The following is a 24,080-nucleotide window of genomic DNA, read 5'->3' as shown; positions in this document are numbered from 1 at the left end:
GTTACGCGCTCCGCGGCTCAACCAGCATCCGGCCGCGCATTTCCATGTGCAGCGCGTGGCAGAACCACTGGCAATAATACCAATGCACGCCGGGACGGTCGGCGGTAAAGGTGACCGAGGCAGTCGCCTGCGGGCCGATCTCCATGGCGACGCCATAGTTGCCCAGGCAGAAGCCATGGGTCAGATCGTCAATGTCATCCAGGTTTGTGACATAAACCGTGACCTCGTCACCCTGTTTGACGGTGAACTTTTCAAGGCTGAACGCAGGCGCCTGGCTGGACATATAGACCCGCACCTTGTCTCCGTCGCGGATGATAGTGTCCTGATAGTCATCCAGATCCACACCGTCCGCTTCGGCCTGTTTGCGCGCATCTTCCCACATCGTATCATTGCGGTCCCAGATGTTGACCGGGTTGACGATATCGCGGCGGACCATGATCACATCATGCGGCTCGGCAAAGGTCGGACCGTCGTGCACCACTTTCATCTGATCGGTTGAGATGTCGATGATCTGCTCGTTCTCGGGTTTCAGCGGACCCACATTCAGGAACCGGTCTTTGGAGAACTTGTTCAGCGAGATCAGCCACCTGCCATCGGCTTCCTTGGTTTCGCCCATGGTGCTGTGGTTGTGGCCCGGCTGGTAATGCACGTCGACCTTCGACACGATCGGATCCACATCTTCGCCCGCATAGGCCTGGACCGCCTTGGCGATGTTCCATTTCACCATCTGGCTGTCGAGGAACAGCGTGGTATAGGCAAAGCCCTTGCCGTCATAGGCGGTGTGAAGCGGACCCAATCCCAGTTCGGGTTCGGCCACAATGCAGGAGCGCGGATCGGCATCGCTGTCAAACAGCGCGTCCAGTTTGGTCACATCCATCACCGACACGGTGGGTGACAGCTTGCCGTTGATGCAGACATGTTTTCCGTCCGGCGCGGTATTGATGCCGTGCGGCGAGTTGGGGATCGGGATGTAGCGGGTATAGTTCTTGTTCTGGCCTTTGCGGCCGTCCAGAACCTTGACGCCTTTCAGCTCCTGATAGTCGCCTGCTTCGATCCCGGCTTCAATCTCTTTGAGGTTGAAGACCACGACGTGATCCATCTCGTTTTCGGTCATCTCGGCCAGGTTCATGCCCATTTCCGAGTTGTAGGAGGTCGAGAAGGCATATTTGCCCTGATAGTCGCAGTCGCAATTGTCCAGGTTGCCCGAGACAATCACCTGCCAGGCCACTTCCATGCTGTCGCCGTCCAGCGCCGAGAAGATGTTCACATACTTATCAGGCTCATCCAGGATCGAGCCATCGTTGATCAGCGGTGTTTCATCTTCGCCATTGGCAAACACATATCCAGTGCGCGGGAATTTCTGCGGACGCAGCCCGTGGATTGCCTTGGCGTTGGGGATCTCGGTGATCTTGTCGCATTTCATCACATCGCAGCGCACCCGGGCAACGCGGGTGTTGGCCTTGTCATTCATGAAGATATAACGGCCGTCATAGGTGCCATCGGTGAACGACATATGCGGGTGGTGCAGGTCGCCGTTGTCATAGGTTTTCAGACCGCGCTTGGCCAGGAATTCCTTGGTGTCGGGCTGCAAGCCCTCGGTAAGCACCTTCAGGCTTTCGTTGGTCTGGCCCCAACCGGTGGCCGAGCAGCGGTTGAACACCGGCACCCGCATCAATTCACGCATGGACGGGAAGCCCAAGATGCGCATTTCGCCGGTCTGGCCGGACGACCAGAAGCCATAATATTCATCCAGCTCGCCGGGGGCCAGGTTGATACCATCACTGGCCGCCTTTGCCGGACCTGCGCCCAGCAGCGAGGTGCCCACGCCGGCTGCGGCAAGGGCTGCGCCGGTTGCCGTGGCCCCCAGCAGTCCGCGGCGGGTCACCGGCATTTTGTTTTTCAGTTCTTCAGACATGATGTCCTCCTTCAGGAAACTTTTGTCCTGTTCGCGTTGGGGTGGTTGGCCGGCGGCTGGCCCAAAACAACGTCGGGGGCCGGGCTGCCGGTTTTTGCCCGGCGTTTCAGCTGTTTGATCACAACCGGGCATTTGGTTTCGGATTGGTACAGAACCTGGCAATGCAGGCAGTCCACGCATTCGTTCGGATTGATCTCACCGGTGGGGTGAATGGCCTGAACGGGGCATTCGTTGGCGCAGGTCTGGCAGGGGCTGCCGCATTCCTTGTAGCGGCGCAGCCAGTCGAACATCCGCACCCGCGCCGGGATCGCCAAAGCTGCCCCCAGCGGGCACAGGTAGCGGCAATAGAACCGCTCAACGAGCAGACCGAGCCCCAGAAGCACCAGCACAAAGACCACAAACGGCCAGTCGCGCACGAACTTCAGGATGATCGCGGTCTTGAACGGCTCCACCTCGGCATAGGTTTCCGCCAGCGGAACCGACACCATCGAGACGCCGAACAGGCCAAGGAAGATCATGTATTTTGCAGGCCACAGGCGCTCATGCAGGCCCCAGGGCAAAGTGATCTGCGGCACACGGCACGCACGGGCGATTTTGTTGGTCAGCTCCTGCAGCGCCCCGAACGGGCACAGCCAGCCGCAATAGGCACCCCGCCCCCAGAACAACAGCGCGGCGGCCACGGCAAACCACTGGATGAACACCAGCGGATCCAGCAGGAAAGCATCCCAGGAAAACCCGCTCCGCAAGGAGCCTGCCAGCGCCATCAGGTTCACCACGCTCAGCTGCGCATTGGCGTACCAGCCCAGAAACACCAGGGTGACGGTCAGGTATCCGATGCGGAACCAGTAAAAGACACGCGCATTCGCGGTGGCCTGGAACTGGAAGAAGAACACCCCTGTCAGCACCAGCAGCATCACACCCAGCCCCCCGATCTCCAGTGTGCGGTCTTTCCAGATCCGCTGCCACAGGGCTGCCTTTGCCGCAGCCTCGCCGGTGTCATCCGCCACCATCTTGGGTGCAGGCGCGGCAGGCAGCAGATATTGCTCCGGCAGCTTGTAGCCCAGATCAAAGGTCAGGAACGCCCGCTCCAGCGCCCCCACCGACCGCTGCACCAAAAGCTGCAGGCGGAACGGTTCGGCCGGATCAAATTCCGCATCCGCCGGGATTTTGAACAGGTCCAGTTCACCAAAGCTGGGGCTGTCGCCAGTGGCCAATCCCCCCAGCCGCTTGTGCTGCTTGTCAAAAAACCGCACCGAGGCATCGCCCTGGATCAGCTGGATCCGGTCGAAAATGCCACCGCGCACATAGCCTGACCCCTTGAAGCTGTAACTGCCGCGCCCCATCACCAGAAGGGCCTGCTCACCCTCCTTCAGCCAGGCCTTCAGGTTCCGGTACTCGGCCTCGCCCAGCAGCGACTTGCCGATCGACGGCACCGAAACCAGCGCCATTTGCATGTCGATGAAAGTATCGTCCGGCGCTCCGGCCTCAGGCCGTTTGATCGCGCGCTGGTCGCCGGTGGCCTCAAAGGCCGCGTTGATCTGGCCCACGTCCAGCGTCATCCGCCGGACCGAGCCGTCGCCTGCCAGCGCGGTCCAATCCGCGACTTCCGCGCGGGCCATATCGACCTCGCGCTTCGGCCCGTCCGCCTGCACCGGCGACAGCCCGCCCAGCCCCAGCGCCCGCGCCACCTTGATCCCGGCGCGCACCAGGCTGTCGTCGATCACCATAATGGTCACCGTCGCACCCGAGATGATGTCGAGATCATGGGCATCGCCGCCCGCCGCCGCCTCGGCCTTCAGGTCCAGCCCGGCGTAGCTTTCGGTCAGCTTGACCATCTTGGCGTTCGGGATGCCGATCAGCACGATCGGTTCCGAGTGTTTGACCAGCTTAACGCCGGTCAGCAGCGCGTCGGTGTCAATCGCGGCCACCACATGGATCGGCTTGCCGCTGTAGCCTGTGGTGCCGACAAAATCCGAGGTCAGAAAGGCATAGGCGATTGTTTCGCCCGCCTTCAGCACCGGCGCCACCGGCACATCGCTGCGCACCGGACCAAACGCCTCAGCGCCAGGCACCAAGTCTGCAGGTGTCAATTCTGTCAGGAAAGAGTCGAGGCTGTCTGCCTCAGCACCCACCGCGGAAAAAACGGCGGCTAATGTCATTACAAGGGCTGATATCCAGCCCCGGAAGGCGCGTGTCAGGACCATGGCGCCTCTCCTTTCGTTAGAGTGGCTGCCACGGACGCGCGCAGGGCGCGTTCGGAATCTATTTCTGTAACCAACGGAGGCCCGCGGCCCTCATGCCAGTATTGCGCCGGGTTCGGCTGCACCGCGATTCCCGCAGGCAGCAGCACGCCGCAGTCGGCAGCCCGGCTGATGCCAGAGCGCAGGACGCTTGCAGGCCCCGCCCCGTTTTCAGCAGCGCACAGCGGACAGGTGCTGCATTTGGGACAATCCTGCGTTTTGCTGCTGTCCACGGAAGCGATCTGAATTTCCACCACGCCGAATTCGCCGCAGATCTCAATCCAATCACCGCCCGCCGCAGCCTGCCCAGCGCCCGGAAAGGTAAATTGCAGAACAAGCATGAAGATGGCGCACAGCCCCGTCAGCCGCCGGAGAAACCCGGCGCGGCAGACGAACGATATGAAAAAGGGGCGCGGCATCTGTTACAAGATTCTCTTGCTGCATTCGCCGCTGACACTAGAGGTAACTTCCGTGCCGTTATTTGATGTATGTCAGATAAATCAGAGATTCCGGACCGATTGGCCACGGTCCGGAAGACAGGCTAACCACCCGGCAGATCAGCCTTTCTCGAACCGCCGGAAGGCCATGGTTATCACACCCGCAATCGCCATATAGACCACGGCAAGAAGCAACAACGGCTCATAGACAATGAATGTATCGGACCGCACGCGGGAGGATACCGAGTAGATCTCGACCACCGTGATTGTCGCCACCAGCGGTGTCGCCTTCAGCTGCAGGATGGTTTCACCGCCCAGCGTAGGCAGCACATTGCGGATCGCCTGCGGCAGCCAGATCCGGCGGAACATGGTGAAGCGCGGCATGCCAAAGGATTTCGCCGCCTCCAGCTGCCCCTTGGCAACACTGGAAAACGCGCCTCGCATGACCTCACCCTCATAGCCCGCATAAGACAGCGACAGCGCAAGCACCGCATAGGGCCAGGCCTGGCGCAGATACGGCCACAGCTCAGACGAGCGGATCCAAGGGAACTGCGGAAACAACGAGCCCAGCCCGTAATACAGCAGCCAGATCTGCAACAGCAAAGGCGTGCCGCGAATGATGGTGCAGAAGGTGCGCGCAGGAATAGACAGATACCAGGGGCCAACGGCCTGTGCCAACCCCAGCGGCACCGCCAGCAGGAACCCGATGACAAGGGATGCCGCCAGAATCCAGATTGTGGTCCATAGCCCTTCCAGCGCCAGCGGCGCATATTTCGGCAACCAATCCCAGCGCAGCGAAACCGCGCACCAGATCACCAGCGCCGCAAAGATCAGCATCATCACAATACGGTGCGGCTGCATCAGGTCCCTGAGGCCGGTCATGACGTGCCCCCCCTCAGCGAGGGCTGGCCGCGCCGCGCCCATTTTTCAATCCGCGCAAAGACCGCGCCGGAACACAGCGTCACCATCAGATAAAGGAACCCGGCCGCCAGGAAGAAGGTGAAATAAGCCCGCGTGCTGCTGGCCGCCTGGCGGGTCTCCAGTGTCAGCTCGTTAAAGCCGACAACCGCCAACAGCGCGGTGTCTTTGGTGGCGATCAGCCACAGGTTTGCCAGCCCCGGCACAGCAAAGCTCATCATCGCCGGGATCGTCACCCGCCGCATGATCATGAAAGCAGGCATGCCATAGGATTTCGCCGCCTCTATCTGCCCCACCGGCACCGCCTGGATGGCGCCGCGCAGCACTTCGGTGGCATAGGCCCCCTGCACCACGCCCAAAACCCAGATGCCGGCGGCAACACCGTTGATCTCAACCCGGCCGCCGCCCAAACCTTCGGAGATTTTGTTGATGATATCGCTGCCCACGTAATACAGGATCAGGATCAGCACCAGTTCCGGCACTGCCCGGATCACCGTGGTGTAAATGGCGAGAAGATCGCGCGTGACCTTCCCGCCATAAAGTTTGCCATAGGCTCCGAACAGCCCGATCACCAGCCCCAGCCCATAGGCGCCAATGGCGATTTGCAAGGAATTGGCAAGCCCGCGCAGCAGGTTGCCTCCCCAGCCCGACAGCGACAGCAGCTCTGCGCTGGCGCCGAGGCCCAGTAATTCGAACAGTCCGGTCATCTCAGCAGCTTAGTAGATGCTGGTGGTGAAGTACTTGGCAGTGATCTTCTCATGGGTGCCATCGGCCAGAACCGCGGCGATACCCTTGTTCAGCGCCTCGCGCAGCGCATCGTCGCCCTGCCGCACACCAGCGCCGACACCGCGGCCCAGGATCGCCGGATCATCAGCAACCGCTCCCTTGATCTCGCAGCAGCCGCCAGTATCCGAACCCACGAAGTCCGCCATTGCAATGCTGTCCGCCTGGGTTGCGTCGATACGGCCAGCAAACAGATCCTGATTGGCCTCATCCTGGGTCTGATAGACCTTCAGCTCGGCGTCCTTGAAGTATTCCTGCGCATAGGCCTGATGAATGGTTGAGGCCTGAATGCCAACGATCTTGCCCGCCAGCGAGTCCGGGGTCGCCTCGATATCCATCGACTTATCCGCCACGATCACCGCCGGAGTATTGTAGTAAGGATCGCTGAAATCAATGGTCTTCAGCCGCTCCTCGGTGATCGACATCGAGGCCATAATGGCGTCGATCTGCTGGCCGGTCAGCGACGGAATGATGCCGTCCCAGGCCACAGGTGTAATCACGCAGTCCAGCTCAGCCGCGGCGCAAACCGCACCGATCATCTCGACCTCCCAGCCGACCCAGTTGCCGGAGCTGTCGAGCGACGCAAACGGCGGATAAGGCTCGGCGGCGATGCCGATCTTTACCTGTTCCGCAGCAGCGGCGCCAGCAGTCAGGGCGGCGGCTGCGGTGGCCGCGGCAAGCAATGCTTTCAGTTTCATTTTTCTCTCCCAGTTGATTATTATTGTAGTGGTAGTGGATCAGGCGACCGAGCTTAAAAATTGCTTCAGCCGCTCTGATTGCGGATTGCCAAAGACCTCGGCAGGCGGTCCCTGCTCTTCGATGCGGCCCTGGTACAGATAGACAACGTGGTTTGCGACTTCGCGCGCGAATTTCATCTCGTGGGTGACCAGCAGCATGGTGCGCCCCTCGGCGGCCAGATCGCGGATCACCGTCAGCACCTCCCCCACCAGTTCGGGGTCCAGGGCTGAGGTCGGCTCGTCAAACAGCATTGCCGACGGGTCCACTGCCAGCGCCCGCGCAATCGCCGCCCGCTGCTGCTGGCCGCCGGACAGATAGGCGGGAAAGGTGTCTTCCTTGCCGCCCAGCCCTACCCGCTCCAACAGTTCGCGGGCACGCTCTATGGCTTCGGCTTTGGGCACTTTCAGCACATGCACCGGCACCTCGATCACATTTTCCAGCAGCGTCCGGTGAGTCCACAGGTTGAACTGCTGAAACACCATCGCCAGCTTGGTCCGGATGCGTTCGATCTGCTTCTGATTGGCCGGGGTGCCGTCGCCCCGCATCGCCACGTCCTCGCCGCCGATCACGATCTTGCCCGAGCTCGGCGTCTCCAGAAAGTTGATGCAGCGCAGCATGGTGGACTTGCCCGACCCGGACCCGCCGATGATCGCCACCACATCGCCCTGATGGGCGGTCAGCGACACGCCTTTCAGCACCTCCAGAGTGCCGAACGACTTGTGCAGATCCTCAACCCGGATCGCCTCCCGGCGCGCGTCAGTTTCCAAAGCTGATGAGGCGGCAGCGGCTGTGTCCATAGTTGCGTCTTCCCGAATTTTCCGATTGCAGTAAGCCGCGACTCGCGTAATTATGCAAGCGTATAATTTCTATGCCAGGCAAATAACAGGAGCTGAGGTGACCGACGAGCGCCGCAAATTCAAACGTGAATCCGCCGAATCCCGGAAGGAAGCGCTGATTCTGGCCACACTGGAACTGGTGGCGGAAAACGGCGTGCGCGGGGCTACGGTGCGGGGCATTGCCGAGCGCGCCGACGTGACCCAGGGGCTGATCCGGCATTATTTCACTTCCAAGGAAGAGCTGATCACCGCCGCCTATGAACACCACATGACCTTCATGACCGACCAGACTTTTGCCCCGGCATCGGACGTTCAGAGGTCTGCACTGGCGCGGCTCGCCGCCTTTGTGAATGCCTCGCTGACACCGCCGGTGGTGGACCCGCGCGCCATCGCGCTTTGGGCCAGCTTCCTCAACAAGGTGCAGCAGGATCCGCAGATGAAGGCGACGCACGAACGCACCTATGCCTATTTCCGCGACCAGCTGGAGGCGCTGATCACCGCCGCGCTGGCCGAAGCCGGCCGCCCGGCCCCGCCCGCACGGCTGCGCCAGCTGGCAATTGCCTGCAACGCGCTGATTGACGGGCTGTGGCTGGAGGGCGGTGCCCTGCCCGATGCTTTTGCACCGGGGGAACTGGCAGAAATCGGGCGGCAATCAATTGCCGCAATGACAGGACTTGATTTGGAACAAGGGGCGGGAACGTCATGAAGCTGACAGCAATCACCGAGCGGCTCGCCGGATTGGGCGGTGGCAAATGGGAAGTGCACCTGAAGGCGCGCCAACTGGCCGAAGCCGGTGCCGATCTGGTTGAGATGACCATCGGCGAGCCTGACGTGCCCACCCCGCCGGACCTGATCCAGACCGCCGCGCAGGCAATGCAGGCCGGCCGCACCGGCTATTCCGACGGGCGCGGCGAAGCCCGCCTGCGCGCCGCGCTGGCCGGTGCCTATACTGCCAGCCGCGGGCGTCATTTCGGGCCGGAGAACATCCTCTGCTTCCCCGGCACCCAGACAGCGCTTTATGCCGTTCTGCAGGGTGTTGCGGAACCCGGCACCGAGGTGCTGGTCGGCGACCCGATGTATGCGACATACGAGGGCGTGGTCCGCGCTTCCGGTGCCGATATGGTTCCGGTGCCGCTGCGCCCTGAGGCCGGGTTCCGGATGCAGGCCAGCGACATCGCCGCGCGCATCACACCCCGCAGCCGCGCGATCCTGCTGACCACCCCGCACAACCCCACCGGCGCCATCCTGACGGGTGATGACCTGCGCGACATCGGCGCGCTGGCAATCAAGCATGACCTCTGGATCATCTCTGACGAAGTCTACGAGCATCTGATTTTCGAAGGCGCAGAGTTCATCTCGCCGCTCTCTGATCCTGCCCTGGCGGATCGGGTGATTGCGGTCTCTTCGATCTCCAAATCCCACGCCGCACCGGGCTTTCGCAGCGGCTGGTGCGCCGGGCCTGCGGCCTTCTGCACCGCGCTGCTGCCGGTATCGGAAACCATGCTGTTCGGCAATCAGCCCTTTATCGCCGACATGACCGAAAAAGCCGTGCGCGATGGCTCCCCCGTGGCCCCTGGCATGGCCGCCCGTTTTGCAGCCCGCGCCGATCTGCTGGTCCAGCGCTTGCACGGCGAGACCGAATTGCGCGTCCACCGCCCCGAAGCCGGCATGTTTGCCCTTATCGACGTCTCGGCCACCGGCCTGGACGGTGATGCCTACGCTTGGGACCTTTTGGACAGCGGCGTCGCCGTGATGCCCGGTTCCGCCTTTGGCGGCAGCCTCAAAAACTGGGTGCGCGTCGCGCTTACAATCGACGACAGCAGCTTTGCTACCGCGCTGGATCGGATCGCTGCCCACGCAAACCGCAAGGCAAGGAGCGTCGCATGACCGCAAAAACAGTGGGTGAAGCCCTGGTCACAGGGCTGCAGAAACGCGGTGTGACCTGCGTGTTCGGCATCCCCGGCGTTCACACGGTCGAGCTTTACCGCGGCCTCGCAGATTCCGGCATCCGCCACATCACCCCCCGCCACGAGCAAGGCGCAGGTTTCATGGCTGACGGTTATGCCCGCGTCTGCGGCCAGCCGGGCGTCGCCTTTGTAATCACCGGCCCCGGCCTTACGAACACGCTGACCCCGATGGCCCAGGCTCGGGCGGACTCGGTGCCGATGCTGGTGGTCTCAGGCGTCAACGCCAGCGGCGCCCTCGGCATGGGTCTCGGCCACCTGCATGAGCTGCCAGACCAGCACGCCCTGGCAAAAACCGTGGCTTTGGCGTCAGAACACGTGGCGCACCCTGCCGGATTGGAGGCAGCGCTGGACCACGCTTTTGCCCCCTTCTCCGCCGGCCGCCCCGGCCCCACGCACATACAGGTCCCGCTGGACGTCGCAGGCGCCGCATCAGACGACGGCGCAAATGCACTGCCTCCCGCGCCGCCGCAGCTGGACCCGGACCTGATCACCAAAGCCGCAAACCGGCTCTCCGCGGCAGCAAATGTCGTGATCCTAGCCGGCGGCGGCATAAAAACGGCGGATGCAGACCTCCAGGCCCTGGCCGAACAACTGGACGCCCCCGTCGTGCAAACCGTTAACGCCCGCGGCCTGATGCACGGCCACCCACTGACCGTTCCAGCCAGTCCCAGCCTGCAAGCCACCCGCGCCCTGATCGAGGACGCAGATTGCGTGCTTGCCTTGGGAACCGAGCTGGGACCAACCGACTATGACATGTACGCCACCGGCAGCATGCCCCGGATGGCCGGGCTGATCCGGGTGGATATCTGCCCCGACCAGCTTGCCCGGCATGAAAGCGCGCTGGACATCACGGGCCGCGCAGAAGACGCCGCCGAGGCACTTCTCTCCGCCCTGCCCGGACCGGCGAAACAAGGCCAGGGCGCTGAACGTGCACAACACGCCCGCGCCGCTGCCTATGAGGAAATCGGACCGGACTACCGCCGCCAGGTCGAGGTGCTGAACGCCATGCGCGCCGCGGTTCCGGGCTCCTTGATGGTCGGCGATTCCACCCAGCCGATCTATGCCGGCAACCTCTACTACGACCACGACCGTCCCGGCGGCTGGTTCAATGCCGCCACCGGATACGGCGCGCTTGGCTTTGGCATTCCCGCTGCAATCGGCGCCGCCATCGCCGCGCCGGACACACCAGTGATCTGCATTGCCGGCGACGGCGGCGCGCAATTCTCCCTGCCCGAGATCATGGCCGCCGTGGACGAGGACCTGCCCATCACCTTTGTCCTCTGGAACAATCGCGGTTACGGCGAAATCGCTACCTCAATGGAAGCCGTGGACGTTCCGGTGGTGGGCTGCGACCCGACTCCGCCGGATTTTGAGGCCGCCGCCAAGTCTTTTGGCATCCCCTTCACCCGCGTCTCGATGGATCCGCAAACCGTTGCCGCCGCACTCCGCGAGGCCAGCAGCCGTGGCGCCCCCTCCCTTCTTGAAATCGACATTACCGGACCCGTTCCGGAACAGGAGTAACCCCCATGCAAAACCCCACATTTGAGTTCACCCGCGCCATCACCCGCCGCCCCGCCGCCTCCATTGCAAAGGGGCTGCGCGCCGAGGACATCGGCAACCCGGATCTGGACAGCATGCTGGCTGCCCATTCGGCTTATGTCACGGCCCTGCGCAGCACCGGCGCCGAGGTGATCGAACTGGATCCGCTGGACGCCTTCCCCGACGCGCAGTTTGTCGAGGACACCGCCCTGTGCCTGCCGCAGGGCGCCATCCTGATGCACCCCGGTGCTCCGTCGCGGCTGGGTGAAGTGGCTGAAATGGCCCCCACCCTGCGCGGCTGCTACGGAGACATCCGCGAAATCAAAGGCCCCGGCCATATTGAAGGCGGCGACATCCTGGTGACCGGCAAGGAAATCCTGGTTGGCCGCTCCGACCGCACCGACGCCGCAGGTGTAGCCGAACTTGCTGAAATCGCCGCCGGTTGGGGCCATACACTGCGCGAAGTCTTCACCCCGGAAGGCGTCTTGCACTTCAAGACCGATTGTTCGCTGATGGATGCCGAGACAATACTGTCGACCAAGCGCCTTGACGCCTCCGGCTGCTTCAAAGGCTACCGTGTGCTGCATGTGGCCGAAGGTGAGGAAGCGGCGGCAAATGCCATCAGGTTCAACAATCTGGTGCTGATGGCAGCAGGTTTCCCGCGCACTGCAGACATGCTCGACAAGGCGGGTTACCAGATTGTTGAAATCGACAACACCGACTGCGCCAAACTGGACGGCGGCATGTCCTGCCTGTCCCTGCGGTTCTGACCCCGGCAGCAAAGGCCCTGGAGCCCTTCCGCGCAGCGGTGTCAACCAAAGCTGCGCGGAACCTCGGAGTGGACGGTTTTCTGCAACCCTTGCGTCCAGAAATGGCCCCGCTTTTTTGACCTGTTTGCAGCCTGTTTAAGGTGGACCAGGGTTTCACATAAGGCAGCCATTATCATGGGGTCAACTTTGCTTTCACAGGCCTCATCCGGGATCAAGATGCCATGGGCCTGTTCTGTTGAAAAACCCGGGTTGTTTTGGGTGTTGAGTGCTGATTCACTTTCCGCGAGGCAAGCGGAGGTGCGTGGCAATGATGGGGCCACGGCAGGAAGCGCAGGGCGCGCTGTTCTATGAGTTCCCGATCGAGGATCATGTCCCGCAGGATCACATGCTTCGGGCGATAGATCGGTTCGTCGACCTGTCTGGCATCCGGCGGCACCTGGCTCCTTTCTACAGTTCGGCCGGCAGGCCGCCGGTTGATCCGGAACTGATGATCCGGATGCTCCTGGCCGGTTACACGATGGGCATCCGCTCGGAGCGGCGGCTCTGCGAGGAGGTGCATCTCAACCTCGCCTATCGCTGGTTCTGCCGCCTTGATCTGACCGGCCCAGTGCCCGGCCATTCGACCTTCTCAAAGAACCGGCACGGCCGTTTCCGCGATAGCGATCTCTTGCGGCATCTGTTCGAGACGGTGGCCGCGCGCTGCATCGAGGAAGGATTGGCGAGTGGTCAGCGCTTTGCGGCGGATGCCAGCCTGATCCAGGCCGATGCCAAGATGCCAACCGGCAGAACTCGCCGCCGCAAGCGGACTGGGCCCCCGAGAAGATCAACCCCGAGAACGCGCCGCGCGCTGTCAGGGAGGATCTGGCGGCGCTCGGCGATGCGGCCTTCGGCGCGGCCAGCCCGGTAAAGCCGAAGTTCACCTCGCATTCCGATCCGGCCTCGCAATGGACCGGCGCACGGGGTGGACCCGCTTATTTTGCCTATTCCACGAACGACCTGATCGACACCGGCAATGGCGTGATCCTTGATGTCGAGGCGACCCGCTCGATCCGGCAAGCCGGGGCCGGTGCCGTGCGGACAATGGTGGATCGGGTGAGCGATGCCTTCGACCTGAAACCTGGCCGCCTGATCGCCGATACCGCTTACGGCACGGGCGAAATGCTCGATTGGCTGGACCGGCAGCGCGGGATCGCACCGCATATCCCGGTGATCCACTGCCCGGCAGGGCATTGCGCAGCAATGTCCAGAGAGGGGACAAGTCCGGGCGCAAGGACGGCACCTTTGAAAGGGCCGGCTTCACCTACGATGCCGGGAACGACGCCTGCATCTGCCCTGGCGGCAAGGAGCTCAAGCAATACCGGCGCGCGTTCACGACACCCAGATCAGGCGACAATAAGGACGGCACCCTGCGCTACCGGGCCCGCAAACCAGACTGTGAGGCCTGTGCCCTGAAGCCGCGGTGCTGCCCCAGCATCACGTCGCGATCCTTGCCGCCCTTGCCGCGCTCAACATGGATCAGCATCCGATCTGAACCGCACCGGGTTTGCCGGAGGCTTCAACTCCTGAGTAGGATGAAGTCACCATGAGCAAGACAACCAACAAGTATTCTCCTGAGGTCCGCGAGCGTGCGGTGCGTCTGGTGCTGGACAAGTGAGCCATTGGAGGCGCCATTGGTCCGAGCCCAATGGCAAACGGCCAGTACAGTTCCCGCTGGCAGGCAATCATGCCGATCTCTGCGAAGATCGGCTGTTCGGCGCACAGGCTGAATGAGTGGGTGAAGAAGGCGGAAGTCGACAGCGGCAAGCGGGCGGGTGTTCCAACTGATGCCGCCGGCAGTGCGGGTCGTTCGCGCAGCGGTCAAATGATCCGGGGGATCATTTGACCGCCCAAACGAAGGCGCTTGAGCGGGAGAACCGCGAGCTGCGCCAGGTGAACGAGATTCTCCGCAAGGCATCGGCGTTGACCTTGTCACCCGGACCAGTGGCGTTCCTACGGTCAGCTTTGCGATGGCGGAGCTCGGCCGCCGGTCGAAGGGATGGTGTCATTCATCCGCTGCCCGGCAGCGCATGCCAGCATGCGCGAGAGGGGACATGCATCGCGGTGAGCATGGGGTCGAGCCGATCTGCATTCGCCATTGCCGCTCGGACCAATGGCGCGACATGGCTCATTCCTGCCGATTGCCCCTTCCACGTATTACGAGCATCTGGCGCAGCAGGCCGATCCGGCCCGGTTGCCGGACCGTGCCCGGCGTGACGCGGCATTGCGGCCCGGGATCCTGCGTGTTTTCGAAGAGAACTGGCGGGTCTATGGCGTGCGGAAGATCTGGCGGCAATTGCAGCGGGAGGGTCTCACTGTTGCCCGCTGCACGGTCGCCCGGCTGATGAAGAGCATGGGTATTCAAGGCGCTCGCCATTGTCCTCGGACCAATGGCGGACAAAAGCTCGCTCCGGGGCAAGCCGCACAAAACCACGATGCCCGGCAAAAAGGCCCCGTGCCCGCTCTCGCACATGCTGCGCATGTGCTGCCGGGCAGTGGATGGACAAGGTAAACCGGCAATTCCGTGTCCCCGCGCCCAACATGCTCTGGGTCAGCGATTTCACCTATGTTGCCACCTGGAAAGGGTTCGCCTATGTCGCCGCTCGCCATTGGGCTCGAACCAATGGCGCCTTCAATGGCTCGCTTATCGATGCCTATGCCCGCAAGATCGTTGGCCCCCTCTCGGCAGATTTGGCTTTGCCAAATCGCCTGCCGGTCAATGGGTCGTGTCAGCACCTCGGCGCATGCCGGGTTCGTTCTCCCCTCTCGGCAGCATGCTTCGCATGCGCCTGCCGGGCAATGGATGCTCTGGAGCAGGCTGTTCACGAGCGGCGGCCGGCAAAGGCGATGGGGCTTGTTCATCACTCCGGCCGCCGTTCTCGGCGATGCTGGCATCGCCTGTCACGCAGTGGGTCAGCCAATACCTTTCGATCAAATACACAGAGCGGTTGGGCGAAGCTGGTATCGAGCCCTCTGCGGGCAGCGTCGGAGACAGCTATGAGTTCAAGCAGATCCGCGCAGCGGATCAAATGATCCGGGGGATCATTTGAAGGCGCAGAACGCCCTGGCCGAGACGATCAACGGTTTGTTCAAAGCCGAGGTCATTCACCGCCGCGGCCCTTGGCGCAACTTCGAAGACGTGGAATACGCAACGCTCGGATGGGTGGATTGGTTCAGTTCAACAACCGCCGCCTGCTTGAACCCATTGGGCACATCCCGCCGGCAGAAGCAGAGGCCCATTTCTACGCCGCTCTGGAAACTGAGGACATTGCCGCGTAACTAACTGAAATCAGTCTCCGGCAAACCCGGTGCGGTTCAAACCGATGAAAGCCCTGAAGGCAATTTGACGCGGCGCATCCTGGCTATTTTCGATGAATATCAATCACTCGAAACAGCAAAACATGTCAGGCGCAGCCTCCACGAAAACGCCCTGCAAGGTTTCTGGAACGGCGGCAGCACGCCCTTCGGGTACAAAGTTGTAGAAGTCGAACGGCGCGGAAAGACCCGGAAAAGGGGCTTAGTGATTGATGAACCCGATGCAATCGTGGTGCGCCGCATGTTCGATCTTGCCCACAAGGGTGACGGGTCTTCCGGACCCATGGGCATCAAGGCAATCGTTTGCTGGCTTAATGAAAGAGGGTATCGCACGAGAAGAGGTAAGAAATGGGCCTTGAGCGGTGTTCATCGCCACCTTACCGATCGGACATACACGGGTGAGTTTACGTTCCGCAGCGGAGAAAACGGTGGGGTTGAAATCCCACTGCGGGTGCCGCCCATCGTATCCGAAGATGAATTCCTGCAGTTGCGCGATTTCCTTGATGCCAGGAATCCGAAGAAGACCCCGCCGAGAGTCGTGACCGGAGATGTCCTTCTTACGGGTCTCGTTGCTTGCCCGCATTGCGGCAATGGGATGACCACGCAAACAGGAAAGGGCGGTCGCTATCGCTATTATTCCTGCTCCAATCATATGCGATCAGGGAAAACCGGGTGCCGAGGGCATCGTGTACCTATGGGCGCTCTTGACGAACTGGTTCTTCAGCATGTTCGAGAAGATCTGCTTACCTCCGAGAAGGCGAACGCACTTCTCGGCCCATTGCGCACACGCCAAGAGAAAGCCGAAGTGGATCAAGCGGAGCGGCTGGCAACTCGTGACACCGAAGTACACGCGGCCAAGAAGAGCCTCGACGCCTTGTACGACATGATCCGGCACGGGCTGGTTGACCTTGCCGAAGAAGACTTCAAGCAAAGGTTCCTGTCAGCGAAGGAACATCACCTGCGCGCCCAAAGGGAACGGGATCAGGTCGCCGCTGAGCTCACTCCTGACGCTCGCGTCAGCCATCAAAAGGTCTCAGCGTTTGTTTCCGGGATCCAGGAGGCCCTTGCGCAGCCATCAATAGCAGGAAAGCGGGGATTCCTTCGGGCGATCATTGACGAGATCAAAGTAGGTGCTGATCAAACTACGATTTTGGGTCGCAGGTCACAATTTGAGCGAGCCATAGTGAGCGGCGAAGCGATCGCTTCCACAGCTCCCACTTTTGTTCGTAAGTGGCGGAGACGAAGGGATTCGAACCCTCGAGACCCTTCCGGGCCTACTCCCTTAGCAGGGGAGCGCCTTCGACCACTCGGCCACGTCTCCGCTGACCCGTATATTTGCCAGAGCCTAGAGAAACAAGGCGTTTTTTTAAATTTTTGCCACGCCAGAAAAACAGGGAGATTTCCCCGATTTTCCGGGAACTTTTACGGAACTGCACGTGATTCGCGTGCAAAACCCGTGCTGCCGTGTTCGCATGATGTTCACGGCAACCGGCCTGAAATTGATTCCCCCTGCTCCAGCCGTAATGAGAGCCGCCAAGGCGAGCGCTGCCATGGAAGAAGCGCTCGCGATCCTCGACACCACGTTGGTGGGCATCGGCGAGCGCGGTGATCTCATCACGCTTCACCTTGGCTCTTTTACCACATGCAAGAACGGATGCTGTTTTCGCTGAGAGGCGGCGTGAGATCTTACGCCGTTGCAGCATAACCGGCCAGGAGCATCTGGACGATGGTTTCCGGCGCCGGTGGGCGATAGCCCAGAGCACTATGAGGGCGTTTGGTGTTGTCGTGTTTCCTCCATTCTTCGATGAGGATTTGCGCCTCGCGCAGGCTGTAGAAGATATCGCCGTTCAAGAACTCGTCCCTGAACCGTGCGTTGAAGCTCTCGCAATATCCGTTCCCCCATGGAGACCCTGGTTCGATGTATGCGGTCTTCGCGCCAACAGCCTTGGTCCAGTTCTGGACGGCCTGAGCAACAAACTCCGGACCGTTGTCTGAACGAATGAACGACGGCACCCCGCGCAGAATGAACAGGCCGCTCAAGACATCGATGACGGTGCCTGAGTTCAGCTTGCGATCCACACGGATGGCAAGACAGAGAACGGAGGGCTGGTTATGAGCATCAACGATCAAACGTCACAGTCAGCAACTGGCAGGTGCGCGCCCTTGAGGGGGCATACGTTGGCCTCGAACACCAATCTGAGGGAACGGCAATCTGAAACCGCAAGGCTGTCGAGCGTTTTGGGTTTTCAGCAGATTCCAGGCAGCTCTGGCCGGTGGCCACACAGAGTACCGAAGCGCGCCTTCAATCGGGCCGAGGGCCTGCATCGATATTGGGAAAACCTTGGCAACGGGCCTGCCGTCCTCCGTCTGCTTGATGATGAACGCCTTCTGCGCGTCCGTGAACTTTGATGCCTTCAGGCGTTTCCGGTTCAGCGGGAAAACAGTCCTCTGGACTGTTTCCTGATCCGCCTCACTCTCCCAGCTGGGGGTTCTCTTCGGGAAACTCCAGCTTTAAACGGTCCAGTTTTCAGGGGGCAGAGCCCAACAGTGGAGTTCCCCCCGGTCCGGTCCCTGCTTAGGGCAACAGAGCCAGGCGCCGCAGAAACAGTGATTTCACCGCATCCGCCTCCACCGTCATGCAGACCTTGACCGGCGCCCGTCCGCTGTCCGGTGCAGCCAGGGTCGCGCCGGAGGTTTCGCCCTCGCAGGACACCTCAAGCGGCACGTCGCGCATTGCGAACAGATCCGGGTGGGTACAGGCAATCACCGCCGCCGGGTCGTGCAGCGAACAGCCGTTGAGGCCCGCAACCTCCCTGTAGAACTTGATATAGAAATGCGACATCTGCTGCAGCATGCCGCCCAGGTCCGGAGATTTGGCGGCGATGGCGGTAAAATCCTCCGGCCGGCACAGGATCCGGTGGGTAACATCCAGCCCCACAAAGACCACTTTGGCGCCGCCCTGGCAGACCACGTCCGCCGCATGCGGGTCGTGATAAATATTGGCCTCGGCGTGGGGCGTGATATTGCCGCCCTCTTCCAGCGAGCCGCCCATCACCACGATGGATTTGACGTTCCCGATGAACTCCGGGTCGCGCTGCATTGCCAGCGCAATGTTCGTCAGCGGTCCGATCGGACAGACCACCAGTTCGCCCTTGTGCTCGCGCGCCATGCGGCACAGGAAATCCGCAGCCTCCTCGTTCAGCGCCCGGCCCTCAGGCTCGGCGGCGGGGATATCGCCAAAGCCCTCCTCGCCATGCACATAGGCCGAGGGTTTGAACGGCGGCAGCACCAGCGGTGTGGTGGCGCCGCCGGCCACCGGCACATCCAGCCCGGCGGCCTCCAGCAGGCGCAGCGCATTGCGGGTGGCGGTGGCGGTCGTGACATTGCCAAAGATCGTGGTCAGACCCAGCAGATCAATATCCGGCGCCGCGGCGGCATAGAAGATCGCCATCGCATCGTCGATGCCCGGATCGGTGTCGATAATCAGTTTCACCATCTGCTTGCCTCCCGGCTTACTTGAACTTGTCCATCAGCTTTTCCATCGCTGAGCGGGTGTCGGGCGCCGGCTCTGCCTTGGCGGGCTGTTTCGCCTCCGCCTTGGGCTTGGTGGTGGAGCTGCGCGGCGGCGCCACGCGCAGGGCCACCGCATTCATGAACTTGCCGCCATCGCCGCGGGCCAGGTCCGCCGCGCCGTCCGAGATGCCGCGCATCACATCGTCCAGCCAGCCCTCATCCGCTTTGGGGAAGTCACGCAGCACATAGCCCGCCACCGCATCTTTGTGGCCCGGATGGCCGATCCCCAGCCGCACCCGCGCATAGTCCGCGCCGATATGCGAATGGATCGAGCGCAAGCCATTGTGGCCGGCATGGCCGCCGCCCTGCTTGATGCGCGCCTTGCCCGGCGCCAGATCCAGCTCGTCATGCAGCACCACCACATCGGCAGGCGTCAGTTTATAGAACCGCATCGCCTCGCCCACCGACTGGCCGGACAGGTTCATGAAGGTTTGCGGCTTCAGCAGCAGCACTTTTTCGCCGCCCAGATTGCCCTCGCAGATCATCGCCTGGAACTTCGACTTCCAGGGGCTGAACCCGTGATCGCCGGCAATATTGTCCAGCGCCATAAAGCCGATGTTATGGCGGTTGCGCTCGTATTTCGGGCCGGGATTGCCAAGGCCGACAAAGAGTTTCATGGGTTCTGCCCGATCTGCGTTTCAGTAGACCCGTTTGATGCCCTATTTGACGCCCGGAATCCAGTGGTCTCCAGCGTCAGGCAAAGGCCCGGTCTGCAGCGAATGGCGCCAGATCAATATTGGGCTGCCGGCCTTCCGCCAGATCGGCAACCAGCCTCCCGGTGATGCCGCCCAGGGTCAGGCCGATGTGCTGATGGCCAAAGGCGTGGATCACCCGGTCCGACTGCGGACTGCGGCCAATCACCGGCAGCGAGTCCGGCATGGTCGGGCGGTAGCCCAGCCAGTCGCTGTCCGGGTCCGGCAGCTCCCCCAGCATCTCTGCCCCCTTGCGGACGAGATAGTCCAGGCGGCGCGGGTTTGCAGGCGCGTCCAGCGCGGCGATCTCCACCGTGCCGGTCAGCCGCAAACCTTCCGCGTGCGGCACCGCATAAAACCCGGCTTCACCCCAGCCGACGGGTCGCGTCACCCGATGCCCCTCACTTTCATACATCACATGATAGCCGCGCTCGGTGCCAAGCGGCAGTTTCTGCGTACCCGCGCCCTTGATTTGTGTGGAGAACGCGCCACTGGCAATCACCGCGTGGCCGGCGGTGAGGCTCTGCCCGCCTGCCTGCAGTTCCACCCCTGTGTCCGAGGCCCGGACCATCTCCGCCTTGGCCCGCAGCGTGGTGCCGCCCAGTTCCGTGAAGGCCCGATGCATCCGGGTGATGAATTCCAGCGGATCGCGCAAGTGCCGGGCGGCGTGAAAATGCACCGCGCGTTTGACCGGCAGGTGCAGGCCCGGCTCCATCTCCAGCGCTTCTTCCGGGTCAACCTCGCGCCAGGGCACGCCCAGCGCCCGGCGGCGTTCCAGCCCTGCTGTGGCAGCATCAGCCGCTGCTGCCGCGGACCACACCGACAGCTGGCCGCGCTCCACCACCAGATCGCCGGCGCCTGCGGCCTCGATCAGCGGGTTTATTCCGGCATCGGCATGGGCCAGCAGATCCGCCAGATGGCCCGCTATCCGGCGCGAAGGTGCGGCGCGGCAATTGGCCAGAAAGGACAGCATCCAACGCGGATTGCGCAGCGCATGGGCATAAGACAACGACAGCGGGCTGTCCCTGGAGAACATCAGCTGCGGCAGGCTGGTCAGCACCGACGGGTCATTCACCGGCAGGCAGGCATAGGTCGCCAGGGTGCATGCATTGCCGTAACTGGTGCCGGATCCGGGCGGCTCCGGGTCCATCAGCAGCACCTTATGCCCGCGCATCTGCGCCCACAGCGCACAGCTCATCCCCACCGCGCCTGCGCCCGCTATGGCAATGTCAAAATCCGCCATGCCCGTCCCTCCCCTGTCCTCGGGCGGAAATGGGGCAGTGGCGCAGGGAAAAGTCAATCACTTGCCCGCGGGGCGGACAAACAAAAACGGGCCCCCAGATGGGAGCCCGCAAACCAAACCCGGATGGGCGCGGTTCTTATTCTTCGGCAGCCACTGCTTCGGCTTCGCCTTCTTCGCCTTCTTCGTCATCCGAAGCGGTCAGGCCGCCCGGGGATGCGATGTTGGCAATCACGAAGTCGCGGTCGATGGTCGGCTTGGCGCCGGCCGGCAGCTCGATCGACGAGATGGTGACAACGTCGCCGATGTTCAGGCCTGCCAGATCGACAACCAGCTTCTCGGGGATGTCGCCAGCGGTCACAACCAGCTCAACCTCGGGGCGGGTCACGTTCAGCATGCCGCCTTTTTTAACGCCGGGTGCTTCGTCCTCGTTGATGAACTCAACCGGGATGTACAGGTTGACTTTCGAGGTGCGGCGCAGACGCATCAGGTCGAGGTGGGTCGGCAGGTCCTTCACCACATCACGCTGAACGTCGCGGCAGATCACGCGCACGTCGTCCTGGCCTTCGACCTTCAGGTTCCACAGGGTGGACTTGAACTGGCCGGCTTTCAGCTTTTTCAGCAGAACGTTGAACGGGATCTGGATCGCAACCGGATCCACGTCACCACCGTAAACAACGCCCGGTACCATGCCTGCGCGGCGCGCAGCGCGAGCGGCGCCCTTGCCCGTCCCCGCACGTACTTCGGCGACGAGATCAGGAATCTCTTTTGCCATGTCAATTCTCCAATGTATCTAGGGCGGAGTGCCTCCAAGGCTGTCACCCCGCGTGAAGCCGTGCCTATAGACCGCTTGCGGCAATTTGGGAAGGGGCAAAGCCCCCTGCCCGGTTCCGGTGCCGCGTTATTCCTGCCAGCGCCCGCCGAAATCCTGCGGCACCAGCAGATTATGACGCCCCAGACCATCAACTGAACGTTCGCCGCACAGTGCCATGGTGGTGTCCAGTTCTTTGCGAATCACTTCCAGAGCCTCGGTGACGCCCTTCTGGCCCCTTGCCCCCAGGCCGTAAACAAAGGCGCGGCCGATCATGGTGCCCGTGGCGCCCAGCGCCAGTGCCTTCAGCACGTCCTGGCCAGAGCGGATGCCGCTGTCCAGATGCACCTCGACGTCACTGCCCACAGCATCCATGATTTCCGGCAACATCCGGATGGAACTCAGCGCGCCGTCCAGCTGCCGCCCGCCGTGGTTCGACACAACGATGGCATCGGCGCCCAGTTTGGCGGCCATCCTCGCGTCTTCGGCGTCCAGAACCCCTTTCAGGATCACCTTGCCGCCCCATAGCTCCATCAGCTTTTCGACCTTGCCCCAATCCAGCGCCGGGTCGAATTGCTCGGCCGTCCAGGCGCCCAGCTGCGAGGTGTCGGAAACGCCGTGCACATGGCCGACGATATTGCCGAAATTGCGCCGCTTGGCACCCAGCATCTGCAAGCCCCAGGTCCATTTCGTCATCAGGTTGGCGATGGTCGCGGGGGTCAGCTTGGGCGGCGCCGACAGCCCGTTTTTCAGATCCTTGTGGCGCTGGCCCAGGATTTGCAGGTCCAGCGTGATCACCAGCGCCGAGCATTTGGCATCCTTGGCGCGCTGGATCAGGCGGCGGATATAGTCCTCGTCCCTCATCGTATAAAGCTGGAACCAGAATGGCTTGGAGGTCGCTTCCGCCACTTCCTCGATCGAGTTAATCGACATGGTGGACAGCGTGAACGGCACGCCGAATGCCTCGGCGGCCCGCGCCGCCTTGATCTCGCCATCGGCGTGCTGCATCCCCATCAGCCCCACCGGCGCCAAGGCCACCGGCATCGCCACGTCCTGGCCGATCATCCGGGCCGCGGTCGTGCGCCGGGTCATGTCCACCGCCACCCGCTGGCGCAGGCGGATCTGCTCAAAATCTGAGGTGTTCTCGCGGAAGGTCTGTTCGGTCCAGCTGCCGCTTTCGGCATAGTCAAAGAACATCCGCGGCACACGGCGTTCATAGATGCGCTTCAGGTCGTTGATATTTGTGATCACCGGCACTGGATTCTCTCCCGATCTCATGTGGTAAAGTTTTCTTACCAATTCGTCGAAGCAAAGGCAACGCCGCGATTGCCGCACCCCTTGAGACGCAAAAAGCCGCACCCGAAGGCGCGGCTTTTCAAACCTGTTTGCTGCAGAACCTCAGCCTTTATGCGCACCATCCGCGAGGGACTTCACAAATGCCAGCACCTCATCCGGCGACTTGCCTGCGCCGATCTGGCTGACAATGGCGCTGCCCACCACGGCGCCATCCGAGATCGTGGCGATGTTCTGCGCCTTCTGGGGCGTGTTGATGCCAAAGCCCACGATAATGGGCAGATCGGTGGCCGCCTTGATGCGGGCAACCTCGGGGCCGACGTCGGTGGCCTCGGCCTCTGCCGCGCCGGTGATGCCGGTGATCGACACATAATAAACAAAGCCCGAAGTGTTCTGCAGCACCTTGGGCAGGCGCGCGTCATCGGTGGTGGGGGTGGCCAGGCGGATGAAGTTCAGCCCCGCTTTTTGCGCCGGGATGCACAGCTCGTCATCTTCTTCCGGCGGCAGGTCCACCACGATCAGCCCGTCTATGCCGGCCGCCTTGGCGTCTTCCAGAAAGGTATCCACGCCACGGTTATAGATCGGATTGTAATAGCCCATCAGCACGATCGGCGTGGTGTCGTCGCCTTTGCGGAAATCTGCCGCCAGCTGCAGTGTTTTCTCCAGCGTCATACCGCCGTCCAGCGCGCGTTGACCCGCCAGCTGGATGGTCGGCCCGTCAGCCATCGGATCGGTGAACGGCAGGCCCAGCTCGATAATGTCCACACCGGCGCCCGGCAGCCCTTTGACCACTTCCAGCGAGGTGTCATAGTCGGGGTCGCCCGCCATCACATAGGTGACAAAGGCTTTCTTTCCGGCGGCTTTCAGGTCGGCGAATTTGGCATCAATGCGGGTCATGGGCGGGCCTTTTATTCAGGTTTCCGCCATGGTGTGCCGAATGTTGCGCGGGAAATCAATCCCGGGCCGCGCGCAGGCCC

At 62.2% G+C, this 24,080-nt stretch carries 20 protein-coding genes, 1 tRNA gene and 4 pseudogenes; 10 read left to right on the top strand and 15 right to left on the bottom strand.

Translation table 11 applies throughout. The features are described from left to right. Window position 1 precedes the first annotated feature (1 nt). Together nosZ and K3557_RS02295 are read right to left on the bottom strand one after the other, a co-directional pair. Entirely contained in the window at window positions 2-1,915 is a 1,914-nt protein-coding gene (gene nosZ, locus K3557_RS02300; protein WP_259987113.1) for a TAT-dependent nitrous-oxide reductase, read from the bottom strand. Between the two features lie 11 nt (window positions 1,916-1,926). Beyond that, window positions 1,927-4,119 carry a NosR/NirI family protein gene (locus K3557_RS02295; RefSeq protein ID WP_259997405.1) on the bottom strand — a complete coding sequence of 731 codons (2,193 nt, stop codon included), beginning with the start codon at window positions 4,117-4,119 and terminating at the stop codon, window positions 1,927-1,929. 92 nt (window positions 4,120-4,211) lie between these two features. Here K3557_RS02295 and K3557_RS02290 point away from each other — a divergent pair, with 92 nt between their 5' ends. Then, entirely contained in the window at window positions 4,212-4,640 is a 429-nt protein-coding gene (locus tag K3557_RS02290) for a hypothetical protein (protein ID WP_259997404.1), read from the top strand. Between the two features lie 72 nt (window positions 4,641-4,712). On the opposite strand, the gene K3557_RS02285 is transcribed toward K3557_RS02290, so the two are convergent. Genes K3557_RS02285 through K3557_RS02270 form a run of 4 tightly spaced genes read right to left on the bottom strand, consistent with a single transcriptional unit; the run spans window position 4,713 to window position 7,828 of the window. After that, entirely contained in the window at window positions 4,713-5,474 is a 762-nt protein-coding gene (locus K3557_RS02285) for an ABC transporter permease (RefSeq protein ID WP_259997403.1), read from the bottom strand. Further along, a complete protein-coding gene (locus tag K3557_RS02280) occupies window positions 5,471-6,217 on the bottom strand; it encodes an ABC transporter permease (protein WP_259997402.1) in 747 nt (248 codons plus the stop codon). The genes K3557_RS02285 and K3557_RS02280 overlap by 4 nt, the downstream gene beginning before the upstream one ends. 9 nt (window positions 6,218-6,226) lie before the next feature. Next, complete coding sequence (locus K3557_RS02275; RefSeq protein ID WP_259987122.1) at window positions 6,227-6,991, bottom strand: transporter substrate-binding domain-containing protein; 765 nt, start codon at window positions 6,989-6,991, stop codon at window positions 6,227-6,229. 39 nt (window positions 6,992-7,030) lie between these two features. Beyond that, window positions 7,031-7,828 (bottom strand): ABC transporter ATP-binding protein, encoded by a 798-nt coding sequence (locus K3557_RS02270; protein ID WP_259997401.1) that lies wholly within the window; start codon window positions 7,826-7,828, stop codon window positions 7,031-7,033. 97 nt (window positions 7,829-7,925) lie between these two features. Here K3557_RS02270 and K3557_RS02265 point away from each other — a divergent pair, with 97 nt between their 5' ends. The 8 genes and pseudogenes from K3557_RS02265 to K3557_RS20545 all read left to right on the top strand — a co-directional run. Then, window positions 7,926-8,573 carry a TetR/AcrR family transcriptional regulator gene (locus tag K3557_RS02265; protein ID WP_259997400.1) on the top strand — a complete coding sequence of 216 codons (648 nt, stop codon included), beginning with the start codon at window positions 7,926-7,928 and terminating at the stop codon, window positions 8,571-8,573. Further along, complete coding sequence (locus K3557_RS02260) at window positions 8,570-9,754, top strand: pyridoxal phosphate-dependent aminotransferase (protein ID WP_259997399.1); 1,185 nt, start codon at window positions 8,570-8,572, stop codon at window positions 9,752-9,754. The genes K3557_RS02265 and K3557_RS02260 overlap by 4 nt, the downstream gene beginning before the upstream one ends. Continuing rightward, window positions 9,751-11,355 (top strand): 5-guanidino-2-oxopentanoate decarboxylase, encoded by a 1,605-nt coding sequence (locus tag K3557_RS02255; protein WP_259997398.1) that lies wholly within the window; start codon window positions 9,751-9,753, stop codon window positions 11,353-11,355. Before K3557_RS02260 ends, K3557_RS02255 begins: the two co-directional genes overlap by 4 nt. A 5-nt stretch (window positions 11,356-11,360) precedes the next feature. Continuing rightward, the gene (locus tag K3557_RS02250) at window positions 11,361-12,143 is read left to right on the top strand and encodes an arginine deiminase family protein (RefSeq protein WP_259997397.1); all 783 of its coding nucleotides are present in this window, start codon (window positions 11,361-11,363) and stop codon (window positions 12,141-12,143) included. A 307-nt stretch (window positions 12,144-12,450) separates the two neighbouring features. Further along, a pseudogene (locus tag K3557_RS02245) lies at window positions 12,451-13,633 on the top strand (IS1182 family transposase); the annotation flags it as partial. 233 nt (window positions 13,634-13,866) lie between these two features. After that, on the top strand, window positions 13,867-14,025 hold the full coding sequence (locus K3557_RS20550; protein WP_409201181.1) for a hypothetical protein: 159 nt from the start codon (window positions 13,867-13,869) through the stop codon (window positions 14,023-14,025). 205 nt (window positions 14,026-14,230) lie between these two features. After that, a pseudogene (locus K3557_RS02235) lies at window positions 14,231-15,458 on the top strand (IS3 family transposase); the annotation flags it as partial. A gap of 277 nt (window positions 15,459-15,735) precedes the next feature. Then, window positions 15,736-16,167, top strand: a pseudogene (locus K3557_RS20545) (recombinase family protein); the annotation flags it as partial. Here K3557_RS20545 and K3557_RS02225 read toward each other — a convergent pair. Both K3557_RS02225 and K3557_RS02220 read right to left on the bottom strand, forming a co-directional pair. Next, window positions 16,153-16,425, bottom strand: a complete 273-nt coding sequence (locus K3557_RS02225; protein WP_259997395.1) for a hypothetical protein — start codon at window positions 16,423-16,425, stop codon at window positions 16,153-16,155. The pseudogene K3557_RS20545 and the gene K3557_RS02225 overlap by 15 nt on opposite strands. Before the next feature lie 300 nt (window positions 16,426-16,725). After that, window positions 16,726-16,815: transfer RNA gene (locus K3557_RS02220), tRNA-Ser, on the bottom strand. A gap of 115 nt (window positions 16,816-16,930) precedes the next feature. Here K3557_RS02220 and K3557_RS02215 point away from each other — a divergent pair. Next, window positions 16,931-17,164 carry a hypothetical protein gene (locus tag K3557_RS02215; protein ID WP_259997394.1) on the top strand — a complete coding sequence of 78 codons (234 nt, stop codon included), beginning with the start codon at window positions 16,931-16,933 and terminating at the stop codon, window positions 17,162-17,164. Window positions 17,165-17,180: 16 nt separating this feature from the next. On the opposite strand, the pseudogene K3557_RS02210 reads toward K3557_RS02215, so the two are convergent. From K3557_RS02210 to trpA, 7 genes and pseudogenes are all read right to left on the bottom strand, one after another. Continuing rightward, a pseudogene (locus tag K3557_RS02210) lies at window positions 17,181-17,588 on the bottom strand (integrase core domain-containing protein); the annotation flags it as partial. Between the two features lie 481 nt (window positions 17,589-18,069). Then, window positions 18,070-18,990, bottom strand: coding sequence for a nucleoside hydrolase (locus tag K3557_RS02205; protein WP_259997393.1), 921 nt, complete (start codon window positions 18,988-18,990; stop codon window positions 18,070-18,072). Window positions 18,991-19,006: 16 nt separating this feature from the next. Continuing rightward, window positions 19,007-19,684, bottom strand: a complete 678-nt coding sequence (pth, locus tag K3557_RS02200) for an aminoacyl-tRNA hydrolase (RefSeq protein WP_259997392.1) — start codon at window positions 19,682-19,684, stop codon at window positions 19,007-19,009. A gap of 76 nt (window positions 19,685-19,760) precedes the next feature. Next, window positions 19,761-21,002 (bottom strand): FAD-binding oxidoreductase, encoded by a 1,242-nt coding sequence (locus tag K3557_RS02195; protein WP_259997391.1) that lies wholly within the window; start codon window positions 21,000-21,002, stop codon window positions 19,761-19,763. 136 nt (window positions 21,003-21,138) lie between these two features. After that, window positions 21,139-21,774 (bottom strand): 50S ribosomal protein L25/general stress protein Ctc, encoded by a 636-nt coding sequence (locus K3557_RS02190; protein ID WP_129371936.1) that lies wholly within the window; start codon window positions 21,772-21,774, stop codon window positions 21,139-21,141. Window positions 21,775-21,900: 126 nt separating this feature from the next. Beyond that, on the bottom strand, window positions 21,901-23,067 hold the full coding sequence (locus K3557_RS02185; protein ID WP_259997390.1) for an alpha-hydroxy acid oxidase: 1,167 nt from the start codon (window positions 23,065-23,067) through the stop codon (window positions 21,901-21,903). Window positions 23,068-23,208: 141 nt separating this feature from the next. Continuing rightward, window positions 23,209-24,000 carry a tryptophan synthase subunit alpha gene (trpA, locus tag K3557_RS02180; RefSeq protein ID WP_259997388.1) on the bottom strand — a complete coding sequence of 264 codons (792 nt, stop codon included), beginning with the start codon at window positions 23,998-24,000 and terminating at the stop codon, window positions 23,209-23,211. Window positions 24,001-24,080 lie beyond the last annotated feature (80 nt).

The sequence above is a fragment of the Leisingera sp. M523 genome (genome assembly GCF_025141335.1).
Classification (GTDB): Bacteria; Pseudomonadota; Alphaproteobacteria; order Rhodobacterales; family Rhodobacteraceae; genus Leisingera.
This window is presented reverse-complemented; position numbering and strand designations above follow the sequence as displayed.